The organism is Pseudomonas sp. S2_H10 (assembly GCF_054668285.1).
Genome location: NZ_CP162754.1, coordinates 2,534,085 through 2,550,893, shown reverse-complemented (window position 1 = coordinate 2,550,893; position 16,809 = coordinate 2,534,085). Strand labels below are relative to the sequence as shown.

Here is a 16,809-nt window from a genome sequence, read left to right as displayed (position 1 = left end):
GAACGCCGCGGACTGGACGGGGGCTTCTGGTGCTACTTAACGCTTACTGCGCGATAGTCTTCACCGAAACCCCACGCTCAACCGGCGTCGAGCGACCATAGATATCCTCAAACCGCTCGATATCGTCCTCACCCAGATAACTCCCCGACTGCACCTCGATGATCTCCAGCGGGATCTTCCCCGGGTTACGCAGGCGATGCACCGAAGCGATCGGAATGTAGGTCGACTGGTTCTCGGTCAGCAGGAACACGTTTTCGTCGCAAGTCACCTCAGCGGTGCCGCTGACTACGATCCAGTGTTCGGCGCGGTGGTGGTGCATTTGCAGCGACAGGCACGCGCCCGGCTTGACCGAGATGTGCTTGACCTGGAAGCGGCCGCCCATGTCCACCGAGTCGTAGGAGCCCCACGGACGGTAGACCTCGCAGTGGTTCTGGGTTTCAGTGCGGCCCTGTTCGTTGAGGGTGTTGACCATCTGTTTCACGCCTTGGACCTTGTCCTTGTGGGCGATCATCATGGCGTCCTTGGTTTCGACCACGACGATGTTTTCCAGGCCGATCACCGACACCAGTTTGCCGTTGCCGTGGATCATGCAGTTTTTGCTGTCCTGGATGACCACGTCGCCTTTGGTGACGTTGCCGTTGGCGTCTTTCGCGTTGACTTCCCACAGCGACGACCAGCAGCCGACATCGCTCCAGCCCGCGGTCAGCGGCACGACGCAGGCGCGTTGGGTTTTTTCCATCACCGAGTAGTCGATGGAATTGTCCGGGCAGCAGGCGAAGGTGGCTTCGTCGAAGGTGATGGTGTCGGCATCCTGATGGCTGCGTTCCAGAGTCAGCAGGCAGGTGTCGTAGATGTCCGGATCGTGCTTCTTCAGCTCTTCGAGGAAGCGGCTGGCGCGGAACAGGAACATGCCGCTGTTCCAGAAGTAGCCACCGGACTGGACGAACTCGGTGGCGCGTTTCACGTCGGGTTTTTCGACGAAGTGCGAGACGCGGCTGACGCCTTCAGGCAGCAGCGAGTCGTTGGTCGACTTGATGTAGCCATAACCGGTTTCCGGTTTGGTGGCCGGCACGCCGAACAGCACCATTTCACCGTTCTCGGCCGCGACTGTGGCCAGGGCCAGGGCGCGTTGCAGGGCTTTCTGGTCTTCCAGCACGTGGTCGGCCGGCAGCACCAGCATCAGTTCATCGCGACCTTCGTTGACCAGCATCATCGCGGTCAGGGCCACGGCCGGCGCGGTGTTGCGACCGAACGGCTCCATCAGGATGCGCTGGGTTTCCAGCTTGCGAGCGCTCAATTGCTCGTTGACGATGAAGCGGTGGTCCTTGTTGCAGACCACGATCGGCGTGTCCATGCCTTCGAACACCAGGCGTTCCAGGGTTTGCTGGAACAGGGTGTGTTCGCCGGTCAGGGCCAGGAACTGTTTAGGGAATTGTTTGCGGGAAAGCGGCCAAAGACGTGAGCCACTACCACCTGACAAGATCACCGGAATCATGTTGTTACTCCTTGAATATCGATTGGTTAGAGCTACTGCGTTCTGTCGTTTCACTCTTGTTTTTGTTTCGTGTCCGGACTGACGACTCGATCCCTTGTAGGAGCGAGCCAGCTCGCGATGGACGTCAACGAAAACGCGTTCTGTCTGGGTAAACGCGTTGCCCTTGCGTTTTTCGCGAGCAGGCTCGCTCCTACAGGGGGGCATGGGGCAGTCCGGAAAATTTGTTAGCGCGTCGACACCGGGCGTTTCACCCAGACCGGCGACAGGCTGCTGCCGCTGCCGGTGACGTACAGCACCGCGGCTTCACCGCGTTCCAGGGCGACCGGTTTCACATCGCCGACTTTGGTGGCGCCGTCATACAGCGCCAGGCTGACTTTCACCGGGTTGATTTCACGCTCGCCACGACCCTTGGGCGCAACGTTCGGGACCACGTCAGTCTTGCCGTCGGCGGTCTTCAGGGTCAGCGCCTTGTCGCTGAGGTTTTGCACGCGTACCAGGGACTTCTGCTTGTTCTTGAACGGCGGCTCTTCGATCAGTTGCGGTGCGCCGCTGGCGTTGTTGACCAGGGTGTAATAGTGGTCGCCGGCCAGTTTCACCGGCAGGCTCTGGCTACCGACCTTGGCGCTGTAGTCGCCGCCCGGCATGAAGCTGAAGTCACTGCTCGACAGTGGCGCGACATCGCTCAGGTTGGTGCTGCCGACGGTGGCGCTGACCTCGCTGTTGCTGGCGTTGTAGATGCGCACGAAGGTCGAGCCTTTTGGTGCGGTCGGGCCGTACAGGGCGGCGTCGCCACCGGCGAAAGCCTGTACCGACAGCACGCTGAGGCCGGCTACCAGGGCAAGGCGTTTGGCGAGACGACGAGGAGTAGTAGTGAAAGTCATGGTGTACCTCTCTTTCAGTTTTGCGCCCGGTCGGGCGTCTCGGATTTAGTGTTTGCGGCTACGTTTTGTTGGCGGGCGCCGGCTTGTTTAAGCTCTGCGACCCACTGCGGGTCGGCGTCGCCGATTTCGTTGTTCACAGGCAGATATCTTTCAGGGAACTCCCAGATCAGCACTTGTGGCGGGCTGTTCTTGAAAGCGTCGCTCTTGAGGTAGCTGAGCATCGGCAGAATCGGGCCGTGGCCGTCTTCGGCGTAATTGACCACGTCGCTGTTCAGCGCTTGCTTGAGCGCGCCGACGAAGTTCCAGTTCGGGTTGGCGCTGTAGCTGGTCCCGATCAGGGCCACCGGCACTTCGGTGTTGGCGAACAGTGCGTCGTCGCCAGCGGGCTGATCTTGCGCCGCGACCGTATTGCGTTTCTGCAAGGGCTCTTGCTTGGGCATCAGGTTTTCGAACAGCGGGTCCAGTGGCAGGAACAGACGCAGGTCGCCCTTGTGTGTGATGGTTTCGGCAGGTTCGGTGACGAAGTGTTGCGGCTCACCGCTCAACGGGTATTTGTCGGCAATGGTCTTGGCCAGACGGTTGGCGGCAATCTCTGCACCTTGCGGCGTCCAGTGGGTGTCGGTGCGCAGGAACACTTGCTGACCGTTCTGCTTGGCCTGTTGCAGCGGGCCGAGCAGGTCCGGGGCCGGAATCCGGTCAGCGGCCAGGCGCTGGTGGAAGTCCTGGTAGAGGTTGGCGTGGATGCTCGCCGGTTTCACTTCACCGAGGTGTTCCGGATACAGGCGCACCTTGGCCGGCACCACCGCCATCACCAGTTGCACGCCTTTGGCTTTCAGCGTTTGGCGCACGCCTTCGACCAGCGCGTAGTTGCCTTGCAGGTTCAACTCTTCGTTGACCACCGGGTGGAATTCTTCATCGCTGTACAACCACTGGTCGCGACCGAGCACCACGCCCGGACGACCTTCGTTGAACAGTTTGAAATCCAGCGCGGCCCAGAGATTGGTACCCAGGCGCTTGATCGGGAACTCGTCGTCGTAGTGCGTTTCCACGGCCTTGGTCCAGCGACCGTTGAGCACGGTCGCATCGGCGTTGGTGCTGAAGCCGAAGAAGCTGCGCACCGACCACAGACCGAGCACCAGCAAGGTCACCAGGAACAGCGCGATGTAGAAGATGCGTAATGAGCGGGTCATGGTCAGATCCCTCAGAACTGGAAGTAAAGGAACGGCGAGAAGCTTTGCGCCGAGAGTTTGAGAATCGAGGCGATGAACAGCAGCAGCACCAGCGCACGCATCACGTAGCGCGACCAGTCAGCGCTCCAGTAGGCCGGCTGCACCTGGGCTTCGACGCCGACGGTGTAGCCAGGCTGGTGGATGCTCGCCGGGTTATCCCCAGGCACGGCCTTGATCGTTCCCGCTGTAGCGGCGGCTGGGCCATCGCTGTCGACATTCACCGCAGGCTTGGTCTTGACCGGTGGCTGATTGGTGTAGAAATCGCGCAGGCCGAAGAACGCCAGGGTCACGTAAGCCACGATCAGGGTTGCCACTTGCAGACCGGTGAGACTGGCCTGGTTGAGTTCCGACAACGACCAGTCGCCGAAGCTGAACATGGCGCCGTACATGCGCCCGGCAACGTGCAGGTTCTCCGCGCGGAAGATCACCCAGCCCATGACAACGAGCAGGAAGGTCAGCGCCCAGCGAATCGGGTTGATGCTGCGCGGCGAGGTGTTCAGGCCCAGGGCCTTTTCAATCGCCAACCACATGCCGTGCCACGCACCCCAGACGATGTAGGTGATGTTCGCGCCGTGCCACAGACCACCGAGCAGCATGGTCAGGAACAGGTTGCGATAAGTCATCAGCGTGCCTTTGCGATTGCCGCCGAGGGTGATGTACAGATAGTCACGCAGCCAGGTCGACAGGCTGATGTGCCAGCGCCGCCAGAACTCGGTGATCGACTGGCTGATGTACGGCTGCTTGAAGTTTTCCATGAAGCGGAAACCCATCATCAGGCCCAGGCCGATGGCCATGTCGCTGTAGCCGGAGAAGTCGAAATACAACTGCGCGGTGTAGGCGAGGGCGCCGAGCCAGGCATCGCCCGTGGTCGGGTTTTGCAGGGCGAAGCAATGGTCGGCCACGACGGCCAGGGTGTCGGCGATGAAGACTTTCTTGATGAAACCCTGCATGAACCGCGTGCAGCCCTCGGAGAATTTGTCGAGGGTGTGGGTGCGGTTGTTGAACTGATCGGCCAGGTCGCGGAAACGCAGCACGGGGCCGGCGATCAGGTGCGGGAAGATCGCCACGAATGCCGCGAAGTCGATCAGGTTGCGGGTCGCCGGGGTATCGCCACGGTAGACGTCGATGATGTAGCTGATGGACTCGAAGATGTAGAACGAGATACCGATCGGCAGCAGCACGTGGGTCAGGATGAACGGCGAAAGTCCCACCGACGTCATCATCGCGTTGATGCTGTCGACGCCGAAGTTGGCGTACTTGAAGTAGCCGAGGATGCACAGGTCGACGGCCACGCCGAGCAGCAGCCAACGCTGCGCCGGTTTGGTCCTGACGCCTGCGGCACCGACCTTCAGGCCGATCCAGTAGTTCCACAGCGTGACCGCTGCGAACAGTGCGAGGAAGTCCACACGCCACCAGGCATAGAACACGTAACTGGCAATCAGCAGCAGCAGATTGCGATAGCGTTGCCCGCTCAAGTAGTACAAGCCGAGAAAGATCGGCAAGAACAAAAACAGGAACACGTTGGACGAAAAAACCATCCCGATCTCTCCTTGTTTGAACCTACATTCAAGGGCCAACGGCCCCCCCAAACCCCCCACCGAAAACCGGGGGATGTCTTGCATTCAAAGCCACCGCGATCCCTTGTAGGAGCCGGCTTGCTGGCGAAGGCGGCAGATCAGTCGACATCGATGGTGAATGTCATACCGCCATCGCCAGCAAGCCGGCTCCTACAGAGGTTGTGCGTTATGAACCCTTGCCCTTTTCATTGGCCGGGTCGTAGACCTTGGTCAGGTCACCGCCGAGACGGAAGGTCTTGAACGGCTGCATCTGGTGTTTCTTCTCCAGCACCTCGGGCGAGCAGGTGTAGAGCGAGCAGAACGGTTCGAGCCAGGCGAATTTCATGTCCTCCTTGAGGTCGGTCATGTCCTGTTCCTTGCCGTTCTTTTTCTCGAACTCATCCGGGTCTTTCACCCCCGACAGCACCCGGTCACCGAGGCGTTTGAGTGCGCCATTGTTTTCCTGGCGCAGATCCACACCGTTGACCTGGGCGAAACTGGCGATCATCGCCAGCGGCGGCAGGGCGTAGTTGTGGTAGGCCAATGCCCGTTGCTGACGCTTGAGTTCATTGGGCAGGTAGCCGTCGGCGTCGACCTGGTTGGCGCCGACCTTGTATTCCTTCACGGCCCAATCGAACAGGTCGCGACGGTTGGTGGCGACGGACGTTGCCATCACCGACCAGGCGGCCCAGTACGAGTGGTTGTTGGTCTTGTCGAGCGGCAGGTTGTCCCAGTCGCTGACCACCTGGTCGGCCATCTTGCTGAACCAGGCTTCGATCAGCTGCGCTTGCTGTTGATGGGTGGCCAGCGGATGGGAGTCGGAAAACTTCAGGCGGATGTACGCCGAAGCCATGCTGCCCAGCGCCCATTTGCGCATCGACTTGCCGGTGTGGTTGAAGTCCTTGGACATCAAGGCATCAGCCTGGGCCCAGGCCGTCAGCCAGTTGAGTGTGCATTCCAGCTGCTCCGGGCGACCGTCACGCATGAACTGCATCACGCGCTTGCTGGTGCCGCGCTCGATCTTGGTGATGTCGGCGGTGCTGTCGCGGAAGGCTTTTTCCGACTGCACGTTCAGGGTCGCGCGGGCCTTGTCCGAACCTTCGTACTTGCTGCGAAATTGCAACGAGCCGGTGTATGGCGTCGGCATCGCATCGCAGCCTTCGCTCTTGTCGCCCGTCTTGAATTTATCCACAGGCGCAAAATAGCCCTGGGGTGGACGCAGTGGCGCCGCCGCTTGCGTGGCCCCGGCGAACATCGCCAGGCTCAGGAGCGTCGGTGCCAACAGTGTTGAAAATTTCGGAGTACGCATAGCAGACCTCATTGCCCGACCGAAGCAGTACGCTGCTCAGCGCTCGGGAATACGTTGCGTTTGCAAATTTTCGCTTCGACTTTCTGAGGCGCGGCACCGGCTTCGGGGCCCTGGACTTCAACGGCCAGCAGGTTCTGCGAGGCCCAGTCTTCATCCGTGCGCAATTCGAAAGCGAAACGCCCGTCAGTCTCGGAGGTTTCCGGTTTGTCGATCTTGATGTCCTCGTGGCGACCGTTCATGTACCAGAGGGTGGCTTGCAGGGTTTTCACCGAGGTGTCGGCGAAGCGGATGTCGACCTGGTGGCTGCTGTTGCGCAGGTCCATGTTCTTGCTGTTGACCATCAACTCGTTTTTGCCCGGCTTGAGCGTGGCGCTGCCGGCCATCTGCGCATCCTTGCCTTCGCAACCGTTGTCCAGCAACGCCATCATCTGGCGGTAGATGGTTTCCTGGTCGAGGCGGTACAGCGGCGAGAATTCCCAGATGAGAATCTTCGGCGGGTTCTTCTGGAACTCGTCGCTGCCCAGGTACTGCAGCATCGAACCTTCCAGGCCGCCGCCGGGGAACGCCACGTTGAGAATGTCCGCGCCGATGGCCTCTTCGAGGAACCCGGCGAAGTTGTAGTTCTTGCCGCTGTGGGAGGTGCCGACGAGGGTGATCTGCGGGTTGCCGGAGTCGCCGAACAAATCGCCATCGCCCGCTTCGCCCTTCGGCTCGGTGGTGAACTGATCCATGTACTGGATCGCGTAGCTGGTGCCACAGAGTTGACCGGCCATGTTGTGCAATGTTCCGGTCTTGCCCATGCGACCCGACTTTTTGGTCTCGAATTCGCGCTTGGGAATGTCGGCGAATTCAGGCAATTGCTTGACCTTCTCGGCGACGATTTTCGCCGTGCGCTGGGCACCGTACGGCGTCCAGTGCTGGTCGCCACGGAAGTAGAAATCGTGGGCGGGCAGGGAGTCGGGCAACGACTCGTTGGTCAGCGGCGACAGGTCCGGGACCACGTAGCCCATCTGCGCGAAACGACCGAGCATGGTCTTGTAGTTTCTCAGCGCCTTGTCGAAGTCGTAGCTGGCTTTCTCCGCCGGGTTGAGCTTGTTGCGGTTCACCAGGCCACGGGTCGGCTGGTACACGACGACCAGTTCAACACCTTTGCTCTTGAACGCATCGTGCAGTTGTTTCATGCGCTTGTAGCCAGCGGGGGTGGTGTCGAATTCGGTGCGCAAGTCTTCCTGGGTACGGAACAGCCAGTCGCCCTGGGCCTGCACCAGCGTGGTGAAGTTCTGCTGGTAACGGGTGGTGTAGTTCTTCGCATCGTGGGCGGCCGGGCACAGGCTGCAGCAAGGCTCCGCGGTGAAGTTGGGTGCTTTGGCCTCATCGGCGCGAACGCCGCCGCTGGCCGCGAGAATGCCGGCGGTCAGGGCCGACAGGCTGAGTAATTTGATCAAGTGTGGGTGCATAAGATTATCCTCAGTCCCGCATTTCGGTCTGGCGTTCGACGGGGTCGATCAGCACGGCTTTCTGCTGGCGCACCAGCAGGTCGAGAATTTCATCCTGGCGCTCGCCAAGGATGCCGGTGAAGCTGATGCCGCTGGATTTGGTCGGTGCGAGCATCGACACGCGATACAGCTCCACACTCAGCGGCGAGTCGATGGACAGCGGGCCACTGCCGTTGGCCGCCAGTTCACCGCCGACCACGATCAGCGACACCTGGGCGTCGAACGGGTCGAGCTTGATGTCGCGGTCGGTGTTGCTCAGGTCCTTGATGTGGCCGTAGACGCCGGTCAGGCCGTTGGCCATGGCGACGTTTTCGTAGAGGCGAATGTTCACGCTGTTACGAATGCGGATGCCGTGGCGGCGGTTGCTCACGACCTTGTTGCCCCACAGCAGGTTGTCGGCACTCTCGTAGAGGGTGATGCCGTCGGTGTGGTTCTGGTAGATCTCGTTGTGGGCGATCAGGTTGTTGACGCTGTTCCGGTCGATCACCAGGCCCGACAACTTGTTGTCGTAGCTGCGGTTGTTGAAGATGAAGCTGTCGTTGACCTCACGGGAAATAATGATCCCGTGCTTCTTCTTGGTACCAAACACCGTGTTGTCGGCAATGATCAGGCCGTGGGAACGGTCGTGCGGGTCGATGCCGTAGACGATGTTGTCTTTGTAGGTGTTGCCCTTGACCACGAAGTCGCGGGTTTCGTAGCAGTAGAAGCCGTACCACATGTCCGAGAATTCCGAGCCGACGATCCAGCCGGTCGGTTCGGGACGCTTGAGCACCTTGGCCATGTTCGGCGTGTACTGGGAAATACTCACGCCATAGGACTTACTGTTGGCGTAGCCGAAACTGGCGATCTTGCTGTTGGCGATGTAGGTCTCGGTGCCGCCCCAGGACAGCAGGAACGGGCGGAATTCCTTCGGCGAATTGAACGTCGCCGGGCCGTTGTCCTTCTCGCGCCAGCCGGTGATTTTGGTGTCACGCACGAACAGCTGGCCGTCGTTGACCAGGAACGCACCGCCCTCCTGGGACAGGCGCAGTTCCTGGGTCTGCTTGTCGATTTCGAGGATGCCGTGACGACCGACCACGATCGGCAAGCGAGAGAGGAACACACCCGGCGAGGTTTCGCTGAAATACTGCTTGGGAACCTTTTTCGCCAGGTCCTTGAGGTTCATGTAACCGTCGTCGACGAAGATCGCCTGGGGGATGCCGTGCTGACGCACCACCCACTCGGCCATCTTGTTGTCGCCGCCGATGAAGTCCTTCAGGGCGTCTTCCTGCATCATCCGGCGCAGGCTGATCTTGCCCGGTTTGCTGCGCACGATCTTCGCGGCGATGGCTTCGGCGGTGTAGCCGGACACGTCCGGCAGTTTCGGCGTGGCCAGTTCCAGCGGGGCGGTCGGTGCGCTGCTGACGGTGTAGGTCTTGGCCTGTTGCAGTTCCTTGGCCACGGTTGCCGGCTTCGCCGGCTCCACTTTGGCCGGCTCTACGTTGGCGAAGGCGGCCGAGCTTGCCAGCAGCATCGCGCCGGCCAGCAAGGTGAGCGAACCTCGCTTCGAATTGTTCATGTCGGGCACTCCCTTCGCGGTTTGCATCAGAAGCGCCAGATCACGTCGATGAACGCGCGGTGCATGTACGAATCGACTTCCTTGCCATAGGCATCGCCCGGCTTGAACACGCCGCCACGCAAACGCACCAGGGCCGAAGGCTCATCGATCGCCTGGCTCATCGACGCAGGCAGCAAGCCTTGCTTGAAGTACTTGGTCACCACCAGGTCCATCTCCTGACCGAGGTCTTTCTCGCCATCGTTCAGTGGCAGGGAAGTGCTGGAGAGGATCGCGCCGGTGACGTCATCGGTATTGTTCTGCACGGCGTCGATGCCGTTGCTGCCGACCGGCTTGTTGCCGTCGACGCGCCAGAACTTGTGGTAGATCAGGCTGGCGTCGTATTCGTCGTTGAGCATCCACGAACCGAACAGGGTGGCGCTCTGCAGGTTGTTCATTTCGCCACGGAAGGCCTCGCCGAAACGGTGCACGCGCGAGCGGGTACCGGTGTAGTTCGAGCGGTTACTTTCCAGGCCGTTCTGCTCATAGTCTTCGCTGGCGCGGGCGTAGGCCGCACCGACTTGCCATTGCGGATCGAGGCGCAGGCGAACACCCAGGTCGGTGGCCCAGCCATCGACATCGCCGCTGCGTTTGGCTTGTGCGGGCGCGGAGCCATCGGCGTTCAGCGGGTTGACCGTGTCGCGGTCGCCGCTCATGCCGGTGATGCTGCCCCAGTAGTTGACGGTGTTGGTGTTGCGCCAGTTATAGGCGTCGCTGTCGGCGGTGAGGCCGAGCCAGCTGATGTCACCGTTTTGTTTCTTGTCCAGCGAATCGCTCGGCACGCCCGGTTGTGGGTAGTCGAGTTTGCCGTCGTCGTGGGTGTGGTGGCCGCGAATGCCGACCCAGTTGCCCGGTGTCCACTGGTACGCCGCATCGGCGTAGGCGTGCAGGCGATCCTTGTCCTCTGGCGCGAGTTCCTTGAGGTCGGTGCGGTATTCGCTGAAGCGTTCGGCGATACCGACGTTGGCGCGCAGCAGGGTGGTGTCGAAGGTCCAGTTCAGGGCTTCGATGTTGGTGTCGCGCCACTGGCCGTCGTCATTGCGCAGGCGCTGGCGACCGAGCTTGAGGACCTCGCCGGGGTAAGGCGTGAAGCCGCTGTAGCCGACCCAGAACTCACGCATGGCCAGGTAGTTTTTCTTGGTCTCGCGATCACCGTTGTCGGTGTTCTCGGCGCCATCGGATTGTTGCAGGGTGTCGGTCTCGATGATGTCGGTGGACGTCACCGCCTGACCCATGGCGTAGGCGCTCCACGCGCCGCTTTCGCCGTAGACCCACGGACGCAGGTCGAGACCGACGCCGTTGACGTCGCCGCCATGGGCGGTGCCCAGGTCACGGTCGTCTTCGGACTGGCCGGTGATTTTCACGTCCAGGCCGAAGTTCTTGGTTTCTTCAGTCATCGCAGCAAGCGTCGGGCAAGACCAGATCAGCGCGAATGTCAGGCCGATGCCGGCCTTCATGAATGGATTCAACTTCATTTCGATTCCTCGCTGGCTTCTTCTTGCAGGGCGTTCAGCTCCGGCGTGTTCGGGCTCAGGGCACCGCGCACGGCCTGTTCTTGTTTCAACAGGCGTTGGGCTTCGGCCAACCGCTCGGGCGGCAATTGCGTTTGGATTGTTTGTGCAAGCTCGGTGGCTTGCGGCGTGTTCTGGGCCAGGGCCAGTTGGCTGAAGACGTAGGCATTCAGCGGATCAGGCTTGGTGCCCTTGCCTTGGGAAAACAGTTGGGCAATGGCGAAGTCGGCGCTGTTCTGGCCGTTGCGCGCAGCGGTCAACAGATGGTCGAGGGCCTTCTGCGGATAGACCTTGCCCAGGTAACCACGGCGATAGATCTGGCCGAGGTAGTAATCGGCGGCGACTTCGCGGCCGACGGCTTTTTGGAAATGCTCCTCGGCGACCTTGGCATCGGCCGGCACCAGTTTGCCTTCGAAGTAGAGCTTGCCCAGCAACAGCTCGGCGCGGGGCTGGTCGGCGGCGCGGCCGTTGTCCAGGTACTTCATCATCTGGTCGACGTCGCCGAGTTCCGGGAAGTCGTAGAGCAGTTGCGCGAGGCTGACCCACGCCGCCGGGTAGCCCGGAGCGATCGGTTCGAGCAGCGACTGCGCGGTTTTCTCGTCGGTCTTGCCCAGGGATGCATCGGCGAGCACACGGGCGACGCTGTCGACACGCTGCGGCGAAACGCTGCCGCGAGCGTGAGCCGCTTGCATCTGCTTGATCAGCTCGGCCTGTTGCTCGGGCTTGGCCTGTTTCTGATAGACCGTGGCCAGTTCGACGTAGCAGATGTCGCTGGTGTTGAGCGCGGCCTTGCAGATCTTTTCCACGTCATCCAGATGCTGGTCGTAGGTGCCCTGGGTGCGATAGAGCAGCACTTGCGCCAGACCCGCTTCCGGTTTGCCTTCGGCACGCCATTGGCTGATCTGCTGCTGCGCATTCACGTCGGGAAAGCTGTGCGGGTATTGCAGGTACAGCATCGCCAGCGGGATCAGCGTGTTGCCTTCGCCAGCGGCGGCGGCTTTCTTCAACAGGGTTTCGGCTTCGTGTTGCTCGGCTTCGGTGGAACCGGGCTTGGCCACCAGCAGGCGACCGAGACGTGCCTGGGCGCGCGGCGAAACGCTGGCCGCGGCGCGGTAAGTCGCCTCGGCCTGTTTCATCTGCGCCGGGTCACGGCTGTCGACTTGAATGTCAGCCAGGCCGACCTGGGCTTCGCTGTAGCCAAGGTCTGCCAGTTGCCGGTAATTCTGCGCGGCGGTGGCGGTGTCGCCACGCTTGAGCGCTTCGTTGGCCAGGCGCTGGTCGGGCAGGCCGGCGCAACCGGCCAGGCTTACCGCCAATGCCAGCGAGCACACCACATGCCCCCTGTAGGAGCGGGCTTGCCCGCGATTCGCTTGATGCGGTTCGTCAGAAACACCGCAGTGATCCCATCGCGGGCAAGCCCGCTCCCACAGGATTCGCGGCGTTTTTAACAGACTGATAATGGTCACAGGCATGTCCTCGACTTAAAGACCGACAGCCATGGCTTTGTCGATCAGCCAGTTCAGGTTCGGGCCACGGTCGCTGCTGACTTCCACCGGGCGGCCGGCGAGGGCGCTGTCCAGGGTTTCGTCCGGCTGGATCAGCACGCGGATGTCCGAAGACAGGTCGGCGCTTTTCAGGCTGGTGCTGCTGACGATCTTGCCGGTGCGGCTCTGGTCTTCGCCGGCGATCTGGAAGCGCACCGAAGTGCCTGGGCGCACGTCGCCGAACTGGCGATAGGAGAAGCGTGCTTCAACGTTGGCTTCGCTGTTGCGCGGGACCAGTTGGAAAATCACGTCGCCCTTGCTGGCGTACTGACCGTTGGCGACCATTTGCTGGGCCACGGTGCAGTCGCAAGGCGAGGTCAGGGTGCCGGTCATCTGCTTGCCGAACAGTTCTTCAACCTTGGCCGGTTGCAGCTGGTCTTCGTCCAGATGCCCCTTGAGCACGTCGAGCATGCTGGTGCTGAAGGTCGCCAGCGGTGCGCCCTTGGCGGCCACGCCGTCGGTTTTCACCAGGCTTTGCACGGTACCGTCGCGCGGCATGGTGATGTTCACGCCCGGCACGCTGACCAGGCCGGCCTGGGCGTGGCTGACGAAGTACATGCCGTACACCGATTTGAAGACAAAACCGAATGCAGCCACGCCGACAACGAAGATCCCCAGGCTGAAGGTCACGGCTTTCAGGCGTCCGAACGCGGACATGCCGTGGCCGCCGTCCTTGACCTTGCGCGCCTTGGTGAAGTTGTCGCGCTGCAGGGTCGCCAGCATTTCACCCACGCTGACGATGTCGCCGGCCAGGTGCGAGGTGATCAGGTGGCGCAGGGTCGAGATGTCCCGTGGTTCCAGGTTCTGGAACTGGCAGCCGGCGCGTCCGGTCTCGCGATCGAAGGAGCGGACCTGCAACTCGACGTCCATGGCCAGGCCGAGGTTGTCGATGACGAATTGCAGGCGGGCCTTGTACACGTCACCGATCTTCAGCGGCAACTGACCGGCGTTGAACGCCAGGCCGCCGGCGGACAGGTCGATCACCCGGGCTTCGACCGGTGTCCGGTCGGGGCCGAAGAAACGCAGCTTGGCCGGGATTTTCACGCGGGCGTGTTGGCGCTGGGCTTCGGATTCGTGCACTACGTTGGCGTTGACGGCGGTATTCATAAGGGCGTTTTCCTAGTTAATTCAGGCGAGTCAGGTCAGACCATCAACAGCAGCACGGCGACAAAAATGCTGCCGGCAGAGAAGGTCATGGTCCGAGACGACCAGGTGTTGAACCAACGTTGAAAGCTGGCGAGATCACGGGTCAGAGAGGTGGGCTGGCGAGTCCAGGACTGTTGGTCGAGGCGGAAGAACACGTAGATCTTCACCAGCGCGCCGACGATCTGGTTGTAATAGAGAATCGCCGGGTAAGCCGGGCCGATCCGGTGTCCGGAGCACGACAGCAACAAGGTCAGGATGAATCGGGTGATGCCGATCCACAGCAGGTAGACCAGGATGAACGCGGTGCCGTACTTGAAGCTGGCGATCAGCGCCACGGTCAGGCCTAGCAGCGAGGTCCACATCGATACGCGCTGGTCGAACAGCACCACCGAAGTGAACACGCCGAGGCGTTTGATCCCCAGGCCGAGGGCGCGGGAGTTCTGGCGCAGGTTGTTGCCGTACCAGCGGAACATCAGTTTGCGGCTGGCCTTGATGAAGCTCTTTTCCGGCGGGTGTTCAACGGTGTTGATCGCCGCGTCGGGCACGTAGAAGGTGTCGTAGCCCAGGCGCATCAGGCTGAACCAGCTCGACTTGTCGTCGCCGGTCAGGAACTTGAAACGACCCAGGCGCCAGTGTTGCAGCGAGTCGCTTTCCACGTCGGCGATGAACTCCGGGTTGGTGACCACGGTGGCGCGGAACACCGACATGCGCCCGGTCATGGTCAGCACGCGCTTGGACAGGGCCATCGAGCACATGTTGATGTGACGCTGGGCGAAACGCAGCTTGTGCCATTCGCTCATGATGTAGCCGCCGCGCACTTCGCAGAACTCGTTGGTGGTCAGGCCGCCGACGTTGCCGAACAGCTGGAACCACGGCACGGTCTTGCGTACCGTGCCTTCGCCGAGCACGGTGTCGCCATCGATCACGGCGACCACGGCGCGGTCATCCGGCAGGTGGCGGGAGATGGCGCGGAAACCGTAGGCCAGGCCATCGCGCTTGCCGGTGCCGGGAATGCGCACGAAGTCGAGCTTGACCCGGGACGGCGGGTTCATTCGGTTCCACAGGCTCTTGACCAGCAGCTCATCGGACATTTCCACGATGGAGCAGACCACCGTGGTCGGCAGGCCGCAGTCGATGGCCTCGCGGATCACCGAGCTGTAGACCTGTGCGGTGGTCAGCGCGTCGATACGGAAGCTGGTGACCATCAGGAACACGTGGGACGGGTCAGCCGCTTTGCCCAGCTTGCGCACTTTGCGCCGCAGGTGCGGGTAGACGATGTAGAGAAAAATCATGCCGCGCACAAAGTGCGTGGCACCCATCGAGTAGCGCCAGATACCCACGGCGCCAATCAGGAATATGAAGTCCTTCGACTCGGAGTCGAACGTGGACACGGGCAACGCCATGGCGAGGCCCATCAGTAACGTCAGGTAGAACAGCCAACCGGCGGCCTGGAGTAGGCCGTGTTTTAGCCTGTGCATAATCTGCATCCGTCTAGATCTCGGGTTAACGCAGGCGTACAAACCTGTAGGAGCGAGCTTGCTCGCGATGGTCGCCAACGATGACGCTGGGTATCTGATACCCAGCGGTGTTCTCAGGTGCATCGTCGGAGCGCCGCCCGGAGCAAGCTCGCTCCTACAGGGGGCTTACCAGCAGATGCCTTCAGTCCGGCCAGCCACGCTGGTGGCTTTGGACATGAAGCCGACCAGGTCGATCACCTGCTTGCCGTGCGGAACGTTCTGCACCAGGGCGCGGAATTTCTCGTCGCGGTTGCCGAGGATGATCACGTCGGAGTTGTTGATCACATCGTCGAAGTCAGCGTTGAGCAGGGACGAGACGTGAGGGATCTTCGACTCGATGTAGTCCTTGTTGGCGCCGTGAACACGGGCGTATTCGACGTTGCTGTCGTAGATGCTCAGGTCGTAGCCCTTGCCGATCAGCATTTCCGCCAGGTCGACCAGCGGGCTTTCGCGCAGATCGTCCGTGCCGGCCTTGAAGCTCAGTCCCAGCAGGGCGACTTTGCGTTTGTCGTGGCTGGAGACGATGTCGAAAGCGTTCTGCACCTGGGATTCGTTGCTGCGCATCAGCGAGTTGAGCAACGGCGCTTCCACGTCCAGGGAGCCGGCGCGGTAGGTCAGGGCACGCACGTCTTTTGGCAGGCACGAGCCGCCGAAAGCGAAGCCCGGGCGCATGTAGTACTGGGACAGGTTGAGGGTCTTGTCCTGGCAGACCACGTCCATCACTTCACGACCGTCGACGCCGACCGCTTTGGCGATGTTGCCGATTTCGTTGGCGAAGGTGACCTTGGTGGCGTGCCACACGTTGCAGGTGTACTTGATCATCTCGGCGACGGCGATGTCCTTGCGGATGATCGGTGCGTCGAGCTCTTCGTACAGCGATTGCAGAACGTCGCCAGAGGCTTTGTCGAACTCGCCGATGACGGTCATTGGCGGCTGGTCGTAGTCGGCGATGGCGGTGCTTTCGCGCAGGAACTCAGGGTTCACGGCCACGCCGAAATCAACGCCGGCCTTCTTGCCGGAGCAGTCTTCGAGAATCGGGATGACCACGTTGGCCACGGTCCCCGGCAGCACGGTGCTGCGCACGACGATGGTGTGGCGGGTGGACTTGTCACGCAGGACAAAGCCGATTTCGCGGCACACGGCCTCGATGTAGTTCAGTTCCAGGTCGCCGTTTTTCTTGCTCGGCGTACCGACGCAAATCATCGACAGGTCGGTGTCGCGAATCGCCTCGGCGAAGTTGGTGGTGCCGCGCAGACGACCGGTCTGGATGCCCTGGGACAGAAGTTCGCCCAGGCCCGGTTCAACGATCGGCGATTTGCCGGCATTGATCATATCGATCTTGTCTTTGGCCACATCGACGCCAACGACGTCATGACCCCGTGCAGACAGGCAACCGGCACAGACTGCGCCGACGTAACCCAAACCAAAAATGCTGATGCGCATCGCAATTACCTCTCTATTATCAAGCCTGTATACATCGAGCCATTAGATGGCCAGAGTTAATGGTGTGCAGCGGTTAAAGTGCACTCGC

The 16,809-nt window shown here is 61.3% G+C and carries 12 protein-coding genes; all 12 read right to left on the bottom strand.

Translation table 11 applies throughout. The features are described 5' to 3' along the window. Positions 1–43: 43 nt before the first annotated feature. On the bottom strand, positions 44–1,495 hold the full coding sequence (locus tag AB4O16_RS11225; protein ID WP_110659741.1) for a mannose-1-phosphate guanylyltransferase/mannose-6-phosphate isomerase: 1,452 nt from the start codon (positions 1,493–1,495) through the stop codon (positions 44–46). A 224-nt stretch (positions 1,496–1,719) separates the two neighbouring features. Continuing rightward, a complete protein-coding gene (locus AB4O16_RS11220) occupies positions 1,720–2,376 on the bottom strand; it encodes an alginate O-acetyltransferase AlgF (RefSeq protein ID WP_160386634.1) in 657 nt (218 codons plus the stop codon). A 14-nt stretch (positions 2,377–2,390) separates the two neighbouring features. Beyond that, positions 2,391–3,566: an alginate O-acetyltransferase gene (locus AB4O16_RS11215; RefSeq protein WP_160386632.1), complete on the bottom strand. Its 1,176-nt coding sequence runs from the start codon at positions 3,564–3,566 to the stop codon at positions 2,391–2,393. 11 nt (positions 3,567–3,577) lie between these two features. Next, the gene (locus AB4O16_RS11210) at positions 3,578–5,143 is read right to left on the bottom strand and encodes an MBOAT family O-acyltransferase (RefSeq protein WP_460157735.1); all 1,566 of its coding nucleotides are present in this window, start codon (positions 5,141–5,143) and stop codon (positions 3,578–3,580) included. A 205-nt stretch (positions 5,144–5,348) separates the two neighbouring features. Next, on the bottom strand, positions 5,349–6,470 hold the full coding sequence (locus tag AB4O16_RS11205) for a mannuronate-specific alginate lyase (RefSeq protein WP_160386628.1): 1,122 nt from the start codon (positions 6,468–6,470) through the stop codon (positions 5,349–5,351). Positions 6,471–6,478: 8 nt separating this feature from the next. Then, complete coding sequence (locus tag AB4O16_RS11200; protein WP_460157734.1) at positions 6,479–7,927, bottom strand: alginate O-acetyltransferase; 1,449 nt, start codon at positions 7,925–7,927, stop codon at positions 6,479–6,481. A 10-nt stretch (positions 7,928–7,937) separates the two neighbouring features. After that, positions 7,938–9,524, bottom strand: a complete 1,587-nt coding sequence (algG, locus tag AB4O16_RS11195; protein WP_160386624.1) for a mannuronan 5-epimerase AlgG — start codon at positions 9,522–9,524, stop codon at positions 7,938–7,940. A 26-nt stretch (positions 9,525–9,550) separates the two neighbouring features. After that, positions 9,551–11,035 carry an alginate export family protein gene (locus AB4O16_RS11190; RefSeq protein ID WP_460157733.1) on the bottom strand — a complete coding sequence of 495 codons (1,485 nt, stop codon included), beginning with the start codon at positions 11,033–11,035 and terminating at the stop codon, positions 9,551–9,553. After that, positions 11,032–12,543 (bottom strand): alginate biosynthesis TPR repeat lipoprotein AlgK, encoded by a 1,512-nt coding sequence (gene algK, locus AB4O16_RS11185; protein ID WP_460157732.1) that lies wholly within the window; start codon positions 12,541–12,543, stop codon positions 11,032–11,034. Before algK ends, AB4O16_RS11190 begins: the two co-directional genes overlap by 4 nt. A 9-nt stretch (positions 12,544–12,552) precedes the next feature. Continuing rightward, a complete protein-coding gene (locus AB4O16_RS11180; protein ID WP_160386620.1) occupies positions 12,553–13,722 on the bottom strand; it encodes an alginate biosynthesis protein Alg44 in 1,170 nt (389 codons plus the stop codon). 35 nt (positions 13,723–13,757) lie between these two features. Beyond that, on the bottom strand, positions 13,758–15,239 hold the full coding sequence (alg8, locus tag AB4O16_RS11175) for a mannuronan synthase (protein WP_411740851.1): 1,482 nt from the start codon (positions 15,237–15,239) through the stop codon (positions 13,758–13,760). A gap of 165 nt (positions 15,240–15,404) precedes the next feature. Further along, positions 15,405–16,721 (bottom strand): nucleotide sugar dehydrogenase, encoded by a 1,317-nt coding sequence (locus AB4O16_RS11170; protein WP_160386616.1) that lies wholly within the window; start codon positions 16,719–16,721, stop codon positions 15,405–15,407. Positions 16,722–16,809: the final 88 nt, after the last annotated feature.